Raw genomic sequence first — 12,307 nt, forward strand, 5'->3', positions numbered from 1 at the left:
TCGATTGCCGAGGCGATGGCAACGCAGATCGCGGCGCGCTTGAAAACCGGCATGCCGGCCCATGTCGGCGCGGCTGCTTTTGCAGCCGCGACAGCCCGTTGTACCGTCTCGCGGCCTGATCGCGGCAACTGGGCAATGGTCTCCCCGGTTGCGGGATTGACCGCCGGCATGGTGTCCGGCTCCGTCTGCCATTCGCCGCCTATGAAATTGGCGGGCGCGTCTTTCATGGCATAGCCACCATCCATTTCAAATCTCCTTCATTCGGCCGCCGCAGCGAGCGTTTGATCATCGGTACCGATATCCTGGCCCGCGATGACCAGACCGGCGGCAAAGATACGTTCAGGCGCAACGACAATCTCGCCGCGCGTGTCTTCAAGGGAAAACGCGCCATTACGCAATTCGAGGATGCTCGCATCCCCGGCCGAGCCAATCTTGAATGTTCCAAGCTCTGGGCGCTGCAATGCCTTGGCCGCATTGACGGTCGAGGCTGCGATGATGTCGTTGATCGACATGCCGAGCGCAAGGAATTTCGAAAGCGTCGTAACCTGGTCGTAGGCCGGACCCTCGATGCAGAGCGCATGAACATCGGAGGAGATGGTGTCCGGCTGGAAGCCTTGCGCCATCATCGCGCGCGCCGTTTTCCAGGAGAAGGAGCCCATCCCGTGGCCGATATCGAAAAGGACGCCTCGTTCCCTCGCCTCGAGGATTTCCGGCTTGATCTTGCCTGCGCCGTCGATGGGCGCATTAGGGAAGGGTCGAAAACAATGGGTCAGTACATCGCCAGCTCGCAGGCGCGAGACGACGGCCTCGTAGGAAGGGGGTGGCTCATCGATATGGGCCATCAATGGCAGGCCCGTCTCGTCGGCGACCTGCAGGGCGACATCGAGAGGCTGGATACCGGCGGGGCCAGAGGCGTGGCGACCGATGCGCACCTTCACCCCGATGATTATGTCGCGGTTGGCGTTGATGACCTCGACGGCCTCGCGGCCGGCAAGAAGCCGCATGTCATGGCTTTCGCCGATCATGATGTTCTTTGCAAAACCATAGATGCCGGCGAAGGAGATATGCAGGTAGACGAGAATGCGAGCCGTGCTTCGCTCGATCACATGCTTGCGAAATCCGGGGAAATTTCCCGGTCCGGCACTTCCCGTGTCGACGCAGGTCGAAACCGCGCTCTTGCGGGCAAACGCGTCCGGATCCACCCCAAGCGACGTCCCGCCCCAGTAAACATGCGTGTGCAGATCGATCAGGCCGGGCGTTACGATAAGGCCCGCTACGTTTCGTTCTTCGGTTCCAGAAAGACCGTTACCGACGGCGGCGACCTTTCCTGCGGCGAAGGCGACATCGGTGACCTGGTCGATACCCTGGGAAGGATCGATGACGCGACCATTTTTCAAAACGAGATCATAAGGCATGAATTCGGCTTTCGGTTTCCAAGAAGCGCTGATTGATACGGGTGCCGTCCTCGGTGGCGAAATAGCGGACAGCGTCCGGGCTCGCGCAGAGAGTGATGCGTTCGCCCGCGGACAGGCCCGACGCATCGCTGCAGGTTGCCCGGACGATGTGGCCGGCAACGTCGACATCGAGGAACTGGAAAGGCCCGGCGGGCTCGATCAGCACGAGTTCGCCCGAAAGGGTGAGACCACCATTACCGCGCGCCGCCGGCTTCAGGTCGTGGGGACGCACGCCAAGAATCCGGTCAGAACTCCCGCCACAGAGATTGGCGGGCAGGAAGTTCATTTGCGGGCTGCCGATAAACCCGGCGACGAACTGGTTGGCGGGAGCCGAATAGACCTCCATCGGCGGTCCGAACTGCTGCACGACGCCGTCCTTCATCACTGCGATCCGGTCCGACAGCACCATGGCCTCTTCCTGATCGTGGGTGACGAAGATGACGGTAATGCCGAGCGCTTTCTGGAGGCGTCGGATCTCGGTGCGCATGCGCACCCGCAGCGAGGCGTCGAGATTTGACAGCGGCTCATCCATGAGAAGGACAGAAGGGTTCCTGACGATCGCGCGGCCAACGGCAACGCGCTGGCGCTGGCCGCCGGAAAGCGCCGCCGGCGGGCGATCGAGAAGGGCCTCGATGCCCAGAACATCGGCTGCCCAGGCTACCTGCTTGCCTACGGTCGCTTCGTCCAGCTTCTGCTGGCGCAATGGAAAGGCGATGTTTTCGCGCACCGTCATGTGCGGGTAGAGCGCGTAATCCTGGAAGACCAGCGCGATGTTGCGTTCACGCGGACCGAGCTCCGAAATCTCCTTGTCGTCGAAGCGGATGGATCCCTCGTCGATATCCTCCAGGCCGGCGATGCAAAACAGCAAAGTCGATTTCCCGCACCCCGACGGTCCGAGGAAGGAAATGAACTCGCCATCGTTGATCGTAAGATCGAGACCCTTCAAAACAGCTATCGCCCCGAACCGCTTGGTAAGGCCGGCAATCTTGATCGACGCCATGCTTGAAGCTCCTTTCAGCCCTTGACCGCGCCGGAAAGCGCACCCTGGACGAGGTAACGTTGGAAGAAGAAGGCAACGGCCACAGGCGGCAGGATGGCAAGCACGCTGGCCGCAAAGAGCGGTCCGTATTCATAGAAACGGGCCTGGTTGAGAAAGCCTGCGATGACGACGGGGATTGTCTGCGTCTTGGGGGTCGAGGTCAGGATCATGGCAAAGAGAAACTCGTTCCAGGACACGAGGAAGCAGAAGATCAGCGCCGCGACGATAGCCGGCCGCACCACGGGCACCAGAACCTTGCGGAACATCGTCCAGCGACTGCAGCCGTCGATCTGTGCCGCGCGCTCAAGGCTGATTGGAACGGTCTCGAAACTGGTCTTCATCATCCAGGCGGCAAGCGGCATCAGGATCGTCGAATATGCGATCACCAGACCGAGATGGGTGTCGATGAGCCCGAGCGTCCGGAAGATGACGAAGAACGGCAGAACCAGCGTCAGTGCGGGAACCATACGCGTCAGAAGAAGCGCCCAGAGGCTGACGGCAAAGAAACGATGTCCAGCATAGCGGGCAAAACCGTAGCCAGCCAAGGTGCCGAGCGCGACATTGACGACGGAGACGACGATGCCGATGCCGAAACTGTTGAGCAGGGACAACGGCACGCGCGCGGCCTGCACGCTGGTCGTGCCTTGCGCCATGAGCACCGCCCGATAGTTGTCGAAAGTGAGCGTCGAGGGCACGATGGAGGGGGGCGTGCGGATCAGGTCGGTGGCTGGCGATAGGCTTATCAGGACCAGCGCCGCAACAGGCAGGAACGACCAGACGAAAATGGCAACGACGGCGAGCGCGAACAGGATCTTGCCAGCGTTGCGTGCAGCGATCGGGCCCATCAGCCTTTTCGGCTTCCATTCCGGCAGAACGACCATGGCGGGCCGCGGGCAACTGGCTGTTAGCAGCCCTGGGGCCGCCAAAGCCGACACTGTCGTCCTGGCTTTCCTGGGGCTGAGGAAGGCAAAATAGGCGATGGCGAATGCAAGGCTGAGAAACGTCAGCACGTAAAGAAGAGCGGCCCCTTCGCCGAACTTCAGGAACTGAAAGGATTGCATGTAGCCGAGCCAGGACAGTGTGGTGGTCGCCGCGCCCGGACCGCCGCGCGTCATGATCCAGATGATGTCGAAGGCCAGGAACGCATTGATCGTGGAGATGATGGTGGAGAACAGCAGCGTCGACTTGAGCCAAGGCAAAGTGATCGCGAAAAAGCGCTTGACCGGTCCCGCGCCGTCGAGAATGGCAGCGCGATGCAGGTTGCCCGGCATGGATTGCAGGCTGGAAAGGAGCATCAGCGTCGTCAACGGCGTCTGGTTCCAGACCTGGGTCAGCGCCACGAGGTTGAGGGCGCGGAAGCCCTCTCCAAACCATGCCCGCCCCCATGAACCGAGGCCTATGTCGTTGAGAAAGCCGTTCAACAGACCGAAATTGCCGGCATAGATGAAGGACCACAGCACCCCGATAGACACGGGCGCCATGGCCCAGGGAACGAGGACGATACTGCGCAGGAAGCCGCGGCCGGCAAAACGCTGATTCAAGACGAGCGCGATCAGTGTTCCCAGTACGGTCGTCCCGATGACCGCAATCGTGGAGAAGTAAAGCGTGCGGCCGAGCGCATACCAGAAGCCTTGATTCTGGAAGATCTTCGCATAATTGGCGAAGCCCACGAAAATCCATCGCTTGGTGATCGGATTGGTGATGTTGAAGGACAAGTACAGACTGTAGAGGAGCGGCAGGCCGACGATCAGGATCATCAGGATCAGCGTCGGGGCGACGGAGAGATAGGCAAAAGCCGGAAGGCTCATCCTGCGCCGGCGTTCGCGCGCCAGCGGCTCGGCTCCTTGCGACGGCAATGTCATCGTCATGGCGTCCTCGCGCATCATCTGGGCCAGATCGCCGACAATGCCGCGTCTGGCGATGTGTTGGAGGTTGGTGCGGACGCAACAGCCGGCCCCGATGACCGGCTGTTGCGTCATGTCTTACTGATATTGGGCCTTGAGCTCGGAAGCCTTGGCCGCAAGCGCTGTCACCAACTCGTCGGTCGAGCTGCCTGAGCGGATATATTCCTGGACCTGCTGCATCATGAACATATCCCATTCCGGGAACCAGATCGCCTTGCCGATCGCGCGTGACGTCGCCATGCCGAGCTGCTTGGCCGAAATGTCAAGGTCGCGCCATTTCGAGAAACTGGCGACGATCTCCGGATCCTGCATGACCGCCTTGTAGCCCGAGCCGAGACCGAACTCGAGAGCCCAGCGCTTGATCACATGATACTGGCCATCCTTGGCTTTGCCGCCGAAGAACTGGAGCAGGTTCCACACGCGCTCCTCATCGACGGGCTGGGCGCCCATCAGATAGGCCGCCGTCCAGGCCATGGTCGAGCGGGTCGCGCCCGGCATGATCGCGTTGCGCACCTTTCCCGCGATCTTGGAAACGGCGGGATCGTTGGCGACCTTGTGGTTGTAGTCATGGACGACCATGAACGTGTGACGGCCGGAGGCATAGCTGGGCACACCTTCGCCGGGCAAGGTCATGATGTCTTCGACGACCAGCTTCTCCTTGTAGAAGGTCTGGTTGATTTCGAGGATCTTGCGCAAGGCCGGCTCATCGACGAAGTTTCCGTCGGCATCGAAGACCTTGGCGCCCTCGGAATACCAAGCCGCGAACATATACCAGGACATGTTTGGCCATTGTTGCTGCCACATTGCGTGAAAGGGCGCGTCGGATATGCCGTCCTTCTTGAGTTTGCGGCAGACATCAAGAACGGCATCCCAGGTTTCCGGTACCTGAACCCCGGCCTTTTTGAGATGCTCCTCGTTGTAGAGGAAGGTGTTGTAGCCGGCGTAGTAGGGGAGCCCGCACAGGGCCCCGCCGTTGGGCAGCGAAAGCGACTCGACACTGACCGGGAACATGCCGGCCTTGATATCGGCAACGCCCGGAAGGCTCTCGATGTCACGGATCCAGTTGGCCGCGTGCCAGCGGGCGATGTAGTTCTCTTCGGAATACAGCATGTCGATATGCTGACCGCCGGTGAGCTTCGTTTCCGCCACAGGGTGGTAATCGCCCGATACGAGCTCGTAATTCACGTTCTCATCATAGAGTTTCATGAACGTCTTGACGTTCTCTTCGACGATCTGCGGCTGGTATTGCCAGCCGACGAAGCTGATCGGCGTGGAGGGTGCCGCGAAGGCGCGAGACCCAATCATCGCGGCAGCGGATAGTCCCGCAGCGCCTTGTAGTATCTGTCTTCTGGACAGCAGGTGTCGTTCCAGCGAAGAAATCATGCTAGTTCCCCATTATGATAGCTTTTTTTGATTTCGGCCGACCGGCTGTGCCGGCAGATGACTTTCAGTATCTCCGGCCTAGAAGACAAACTGTAAGGCCGGTTAAGCTCTTGCTGTGGGGTAACTATGCGCAAAAATTTTTAGCTGTCCAACAAAATTTTCATTTCCGTGTCATTTTTCGTTGGTCCGGAGCATTTTGTCAGTTTTTGATCTATTTTTTGATCAAAAAAGCAAAAAAGTTGACATCTTCCGGCTCAGTCGCACAAGGGTTGTGTCTGGGCCGCATCGCGTGCGATCGCCAGTTGCTGCTTGAGGCGGCGAAGCTTTTCCCGGCCCGCGTCCTTGCGTGCGATGGCGACGCCGTAGGATATGATGTCGATTGCGATCATGTAGGCGTAGCGGATTGACGCCGGCGTCAGAATGTCTTCGTCCGGGAGGCAGTCGATCGGCAGGAGTTCGTCCACAGCGAAAGCCAGGGGGGTTCCGCTCGGTGTCAGGGCGATGGTTGTCGCTCCGTACTCGCGAGCGACGGTTACAGCCTTCTCGAGCTCGACATTGGCGCCCGTGAGCGAACAGCAGATCACGACGTCCGTGCGTTCAACAGCTGTTGCAAGCATGAACTGCATCTGGTGATCGTTACAGGGGATTACGCGTATACCCAACCGGAAAAAGCGGTTCTGGATCTCCTCGATAAGCCATGAGGAGACACCGCCACTTCCGAATGCGTAGAGCGTGTGGCAGACGCTGATCTTGTCGACGACCGCCTGGGCGCGTTCGAGGTCGACGTTGTGATGCATGTCCGCAATGGTTTTCTGCGCCCGTTTGCTGACGCGCTCCGCAACTTCGGCGATGGATCCGGGCGGCGTCTGGGGTTCGAGATAACGGATGCCGACGCGCACCGACCCCATGATCTTGAGCTTGAGATCCTTTAGACCGTCACATCCCAGCATGCGCGAAAACCGTGTGATGGTTGGCGCCGATACATTGAGCCAAGTGGTGAGTTCCTCGATAGGCTTTTCGGCAAAGCTATGCGGCTCGCTCAAAATCGCGTGCGCAATCCGGCGGTTTGTTTTGGAGAACTGTGACTGCTGGTCGACAATGAGCCCAATGACATCTTGTGCATTGCGCTTGACGCCTGGGATGACCGTGTCATCATTAGGTTGTGATATGCGATTTTCTTGCGACGGATGGCGAGCCATTGAATATCTCCCTTTAGGTCGAGGTTTTGAATTAAACCGTCAGGGTGTCAACGTTTCTCTGAAACCTGATGCGTAACTTTACTTCATGAGGCCTTCAGCTTAGCTCGCCTCTCGTTCGAGTTGTTGCCACATGAACGCGTATAGCGTTCCGTCTATGACGTGGCCGGCGCGGTGATGACGCATGAACGGCCCGAAGATAATTTCACCCATGTCGCCGGCCGCGTCGCACATGTGCATTTCACCGACTCGGATGCCGGCGGCAGCCATCTTGCCTGGGGCGACGGCATCATCGATCTCGACAAGCTGGTCACCTATCTTCGCGGCCAGAGCTACGAGGATTCGCTGACCATCGGACTGACCAACTGGAAATACAACGTCGGCCCAACCCCGCCGCTGAAGCAGTTCGTCGAGGCCCTGCGCAAGGCCCTCTGTCCGGCATAGCTGGGAGGGCGCGGCATGGAGAGCAAATGCGTCCGGCAACGCGGCGTCCGGCTCGCCGGCCCGCTTATCTCGGGCAACGGTTCCTGTTGCACCTATGCTGCCGGCCAGAACGGCCATTGACAGTGCCGGCTGGGCAAGAGAGACGCGCGACTTCTCCCCGCCGGTTCAGTCAGGAAGGCTAGTCATGAAATCCTCATTCCCCGATCCAGATCACATCGCCCGCGCGGTCGATGACAATTTTGAAAGCCAGGTCGAACTGTTACAGCGGCTCGTCCGCGCGCCTTCGCTGCGCGGGCAGGAAGGCGCCGCGCAGGAGATCGTCGCCTCAGCGCTCGCCGAACGCGGCTATGCGGTGGAACGGTTCGGCATCGATATGCGGGCGATGGCCAATCATCCGGCCTTCTCGCCGGCGACGATCGACTATGCCGGCGCGTTCAACGTGGTCGGCAGGAAGACGCCGGCTTCGCAAGTCGGCCGCTCGCTGGCCCTGAACGCCCATGTCGACGTCGTGCCGACGGCGGACCCGTCACATTGGCGCTATCCGCCGTTTTCCGCCACCCGCGACGGCGATTGGCTCTACGGCCGCGGCGCCGGCGACATGAAGGCCGGGCTCATCGCCAACATCTTCGCTCTCGACGCGATCGAGAAGGCCGGCTACCGCCTGACCGCGCCGGTGCAGGTGCAGTCGGTGCTCGACGAGGAGGTGACGGGCAACGGCGCGGCCGCCGCAATCGCCCGTGGCTGCACCGCCGATGCGGTGCTGATTCCGGAACCTACCGACGAACAGCTGGTTTCGGCCAATTCCGGCGTCATCAAATTCCGCATCACCGTCCATGGCGTGCCCGCACATCCGAGGGAAGCAGAGTCCGGCGTCAGCGCCATCGATGCCGGGCTCGGCCTGATCGGCCACCTGCAGCGTCTTGCGGCCAAGTGGAACGACGAACGCGCGCGCCATCCCGGTTTCGAGGAGATCGCCAATCCCGCATCGCTCAACATCGGCACCATCTCCGGCGGCGAGTGGCTGGCCTCGGTCCCTTTCGCCTGCTCCTTCGAGGGCCGGATCGGCTTCTATCCTGGCGACGATCCCAGGCAGCGCGCCGCCGCGTTCGAAGCCTTCGTCGCCGATACGGCAAGTGCGGATCCGCGGCTCGCCAAGGCAAATCCGAAGGTCGAGTGGATCGGCGTCATGCAGACCGGCTACCGCATGCGGCCGCACTGCTCCGCCGGACAGGTTCTGCAGGAAGCACACGGTCTGGCGCATGGCGGTGAGATGCGTTCCTACGTCATGACCTGTTATCTCGACGCGGCGCTCTTCGCCGTCCATGCGAATATACCGGCGCTGGTCTATGGACCGGTTTCGGAGAATATTCATGGCATTGACGAGCGCGTCAGCCTGTCGTCGCTGCGCCGGGTGACGAAGACGATCGCGCTGTTCGCCGCCGGCTGGTGCGGCGTGGAGCGGGCAATATAACCGGGGAGCCGGCTACACCTCCTCGGTTTCAAGCACGAATGTGCCCGCCGGTATCCGGTTGGTGATCATGGCGCGGATGCCAGCATCGATGGCGGGGTCGGTTTCGTCGAATAGGCCGCAGGCCCGCAGCGCCTTGCGCTGGTCGACGGAGCGGCCGAGATATTCCAGAAGCACGACCGAGGCTGCGGGTCTCCGCCCCCGTAAAAGGGGCATGCCCGTCTGGATGCCGACCAGATAGGCGACGCTCGTCTGGTAGCTCGGATAGAGGATCACCTGGGTGATGCTGGTTTTGAGCAGGATTTCGGATTCGAGCGCGAATATGCGATCGCCGAGCAGCAGCAGCGCGGCCGAATATTTCGAGGTCTTCACGCCATATTTGCCGAAATGGACGAGCCTTTCCATGCATTTCCAGAAATAGCGGCCGTCCTTTTCATAGATCACGACGAGGCATTTGATGATCTTGCCGGCATAGCCGAACGAGTAGAAATAGCGGAAATAGTAGCCGACATAGCGCCCGAGATCGCCGGACCGCTGATAGAGCTGCTCCATGTGCACCAGCAGGTCCGACGGCGCGTGGACGCCGAGCGGGCGGCGGCGCAGGCCGACGATCTCGGCAAAGCGCTGCTGGTCCATCAAAAGCTCGCCTTCGGTCACGCCGAAGAAATCGCAGATCTTGCGCATGTTGCGGCGTGACGGCCAGGTCTGGCCGCTCAGATATTTGTTGAACTGCTGGCGGTTGATCTGCAGGCGCCGACACACGGCGGCGATCGACGGATAATAGCTGCACAGGAAGGCGAGGTTCTGGGGAAGCGGTTCGGTCTGCATGGATCTAATGCATACTGACGCCAGAACAGTGTCAAGTCGCGAAGGGTCGCGAAATTGTGCGACACTGCCGATTTGCCCAAGGTGGCGCCCGCCAAACAGAGGGCCTCACCTTGCGCACAGTGTCCAACTTCCCCCATCCGATCCGCTCGGTCGACCATTTCGAGATCCCGATGCCGGACGGTTGCCGGCTTGCGGCGCGCATGTGGCTTCCCGAGGGTGCTGAACAAAAGCCGGTGCCGGCAATCCTGGAATATATCCCCTATCGCAAGAACGATCTGACCGCCGCGCGCGATGTCGTCATGCATCCCTACGTAGCTGGCCACGGCTACGCAGTGGTGCGCGTCGACCTGCGCGGAACCGGCGATTCCGAAGGGCTGATGCTCGACGAATATCTCCAGCAGGAGCTGGACGACGGCTGCTCGGTCATCGAATGGCTGGCGACCCAGCCCTGGTGCGACGGCAAGGTTGGCATGATCGGCATCTCCTGGGGCGGTTTCAACGGGCTGCAGATCGCCGCCATGCGTCCGCCGGCGCTGAAGGCGGTGATCAGTTGCGCCTCGACCGACGACCGCTACGCCGACGACGTCCACCACATGGGCGGCACGCTGCTTATCGACAATCTCTCCTGGGCCGCGATCATGTTCGGCCGCAACACGCTGCCGCCGGATCCCCGCAACAAGCCGGACAACTGGCGTGCTTTATGGCACAGCCGGCTGAAGGAAAGCGGGTTGTGGCTGAAGAACTGGCTGGAGCACCAGCACCGCGACGAATTCTGGAGGCACGGCTCGGTCTGCGAGGATTTCGACGCGATCGCCTGTCCGGTCTATGCCGTCAGCGGTTGGGCCGACGGCTATTGCCGCTCCGTCTTCCGCCTCATGGAAAAGCTGCAGGGTCCGCGCAAGGGGCTGGTCGGGCCGTGGGCGCACACCTATCCGCATATCGGCAAGCCCGGTCCCGCCATCGGCTTCCTCCAGGAATGCGTCCGCTGGTGGGATCACTGGCTGAAGGGCCGCGACACCGGCATTATGGGCGAACCGATGCTGCGCCTGTTCGTGCAGGACAGCGCCCCGCCGCAAACCTCCTATGAATTGCGGGCCGGACGCTGGGTGACGGAGCCGGCATGGCCGTCGCCGAATGTCGAGCGGCAGTCTTTCTTCCTTTCCGGCAATGGGCGCCTGTCCGCACGCCAGGCAGATCATGCGTCTGGAAGGCAAGCGATCCGTTCGCCCTTGTGGGTCGGCCTGCGCGGCGGCAAATGGTGCTCCTACGCCACGCCCGGCGACCAGCCGGCGGACCAGCGCGGCGACGACGCCGGCAGCCTTGTCTACGAAACCGAGGTGCTGGCGCAGAATCTCGAGATCGCCGGCGACGCCATATTCGACCTTGCCTTCGAAAGCGACAGGCCGGTCGCCATGGTGGCAGTACGGCTTTGCGATGTCTCGCCCGGCGGCGCGGTAACGCGCGTCAGCTACGGCCTTCTCAACCTGACGCATCGCGACGGGCATGAAAACCCTGAACCACTCGAAACGGGCACGCGCTATCGCGCTTCGGTGCCGCTCAAGCATGTGGCGCAGCGCTTCCGGGTCGGCCATCGCATTCGGCTGTCCATCTCGACCAACTATTTCCCGGTCGCATGGCCTTCGCCCGAGCCGGTCACGCTTACCGTCCACCCGGCGGATTGCCGACTTGAACTTCCGGTTCGCGTCGGAGGCGCCAGAGATCCGGAACCGGCGCCTTTTGCCGAACCCGAAGGGGCGCCGCCCTTACGGGGTGGAGACGATCTCAAAGCCGCAAAAGGGTTGGACGATAACGGAAAATCTGGCAGACGCTTCGACCGTCGTTGAGATCGGCGAGGGCGCCGGCACCTATCGCATGGTCGACAACGACCTCACCATCACCTCGCTCGGCCACGAACGCTATTCCTTCCGCAGCGACGATTTCGGATCGGTCAAGGCCGAGGCCAAATGGGAGTTCGAATTCTCACGCGCCGACTGGCGCATGCACTCGGTGACCGAGACCACCATGACCGCAACGTCTTCGCATTTCCACATCGAGGCGAACTTGCAGGCGTGGGAAGGCGAGGCTCTCGTCCATGAGCACAAATGGGCCGAGGCAATAGAGCGTCGCCTGCTGTGACATTCGCGAACTGACGCTAGTATCGCTTACATCTGCGTCGGCAGCGAAATTGACCGGTTAGCCGGCTGAACTGAAGAATGCACCGTCCGAACTCGTGGCCCGTCGGGCGGCGCGGCACCAAAAAAGAGCGAACCGGCAGTCGTCCGGAAGCCCGCTCGGGTTGAAAGGGGAACGCAACTGTGACTGAAAAGAGCGTGACTGAAATAACATTGAACCGCAGGCATTTCCTGCAGGCCGGCGCCGGTCTCGGCGCGGGGATCATCGCCTCCGGCCTGCCTCTGTCGCAGGCCGTATGGGCAGCCGAAGGCAAGGTGCTCAAGGCCCGCGACTATTCACACATTGACAAGCTAGATCCCGACTTATACCAGAACGCCTACAATGTCGATGGCATGGACTGGATCTGCACCAAGCTAACCCGATACAAGACGGGTCCGGAGTGGGGCTGGGAGGTGGAA

General features: G+C 61.1%; 12 protein-coding genes. 5 read left to right on the top strand and 7 right to left on the bottom strand.

The annotated features are described in order from the left end of the window. The 6 genes from EN939_RS06075 to EN939_RS06100 all read right to left on the bottom strand — a co-directional run. The coding region (locus tag EN939_RS06075) for an aldehyde dehydrogenase family protein (RefSeq protein WP_127267306.1) at positions 1 to 245 on the bottom strand (245 nt) is incomplete at its 3' end. A gap of 12 nt (positions 246 to 257) precedes the next feature. Next, positions 258 to 1,415, bottom strand: a complete 1,158-nt coding sequence (locus EN939_RS06080; RefSeq protein WP_127267307.1) for an amidohydrolase/deacetylase family metallohydrolase — start codon at positions 1,413 to 1,415, stop codon at positions 258 to 260. Further along, the gene (locus EN939_RS06085) at positions 1,405 to 2,454 is read right to left on the bottom strand and encodes an ABC transporter ATP-binding protein (RefSeq protein WP_127267308.1); all 1,050 of its coding nucleotides are present in this window, start codon (positions 2,452 to 2,454) and stop codon (positions 1,405 to 1,407) included. The genes EN939_RS06080 and EN939_RS06085 overlap by 11 nt, the downstream gene beginning before the upstream one ends. Positions 2,455 to 2,468: 14 nt before the next feature. Continuing rightward, positions 2,469 to 4,472, bottom strand: a complete 2,004-nt coding sequence (locus EN939_RS06090; protein ID WP_236383059.1) for an ABC transporter permease — start codon at positions 4,470 to 4,472, stop codon at positions 2,469 to 2,471. A 3-nt stretch (positions 4,473 to 4,475) separates the two neighbouring features. Then, positions 4,476 to 5,702, bottom strand: a complete 1,227-nt coding sequence (locus tag EN939_RS06095) for an ABC transporter substrate-binding protein (RefSeq protein ID WP_236383060.1) — start codon at positions 5,700 to 5,702, stop codon at positions 4,476 to 4,478. Between the two features lie 332 nt (positions 5,703 to 6,034). Further along, positions 6,035 to 6,979, bottom strand: coding sequence for a MurR/RpiR family transcriptional regulator (locus EN939_RS06100; protein ID WP_127267310.1), 945 nt, complete (start codon positions 6,977 to 6,979; stop codon positions 6,035 to 6,037). A 174-nt stretch (positions 6,980 to 7,153) separates the two neighbouring features. Between EN939_RS06100 and EN939_RS06105 the strand changes: the two genes are divergently transcribed. Together EN939_RS06105 and EN939_RS06110 are read left to right on the top strand one after the other, a co-directional pair. Continuing rightward, positions 7,154 to 7,420 carry a hypothetical protein gene (locus EN939_RS06105; RefSeq protein ID WP_236383061.1) on the top strand — a complete coding sequence of 89 codons (267 nt, stop codon included), beginning with the start codon at positions 7,154 to 7,156 and terminating at the stop codon, positions 7,418 to 7,420. Between the two features lie 184 nt (positions 7,421 to 7,604). After that, positions 7,605 to 8,891: an ArgE/DapE family deacylase gene (locus EN939_RS06110; protein WP_127267311.1), complete on the top strand. Its 1,287-nt coding sequence runs from the start codon at positions 7,605 to 7,607 to the stop codon at positions 8,889 to 8,891. Positions 8,892 to 8,903: 12 nt separating this feature from the next. Here EN939_RS06110 and EN939_RS06115 read toward each other — a convergent pair whose 3' ends face one another. Beyond that, complete coding sequence (locus EN939_RS06115; protein ID WP_127267312.1) at positions 8,904 to 9,716, bottom strand: helix-turn-helix domain-containing protein; 813 nt, start codon at positions 9,714 to 9,716, stop codon at positions 8,904 to 8,906. A gap of 119 nt (positions 9,717 to 9,835) precedes the next feature. Here EN939_RS06115 and EN939_RS06120 point away from each other — a divergent pair, with 119 nt between their 5' ends. From EN939_RS06120 to EN939_RS06125, 3 genes are all read left to right on the top strand, one after another. Further along, on the top strand, positions 9,836 to 11,560 hold the full coding sequence (locus tag EN939_RS06120) for a CocE/NonD family hydrolase (RefSeq protein WP_236383073.1): 1,725 nt from the start codon (positions 9,836 to 9,838) through the stop codon (positions 11,558 to 11,560). A gap of 28 nt (positions 11,561 to 11,588) precedes the next feature. Beyond that, the gene (locus EN939_RS38515) at positions 11,589 to 11,852 is read left to right on the top strand and encodes a hypothetical protein (protein WP_127276278.1); all 264 of its coding nucleotides are present in this window, start codon (positions 11,589 to 11,591) and stop codon (positions 11,850 to 11,852) included. Positions 11,853 to 12,046: 194 nt separating this feature from the next. Continuing rightward, the coding region (locus EN939_RS06125) for a twin-arginine translocation signal domain-containing protein (protein WP_164750893.1) at positions 12,047 to 12,307 on the top strand (261 nt) is incomplete at its 3' end.

Origin of the sequence: Mesorhizobium sp. M7A.F.Ca.CA.002.05.1.1 (genome assembly GCF_003998335.1) — a bacterium.
Taxonomy (GTDB): domain Bacteria; phylum Pseudomonadota; class Alphaproteobacteria; order Rhizobiales; family Rhizobiaceae; genus Mesorhizobium.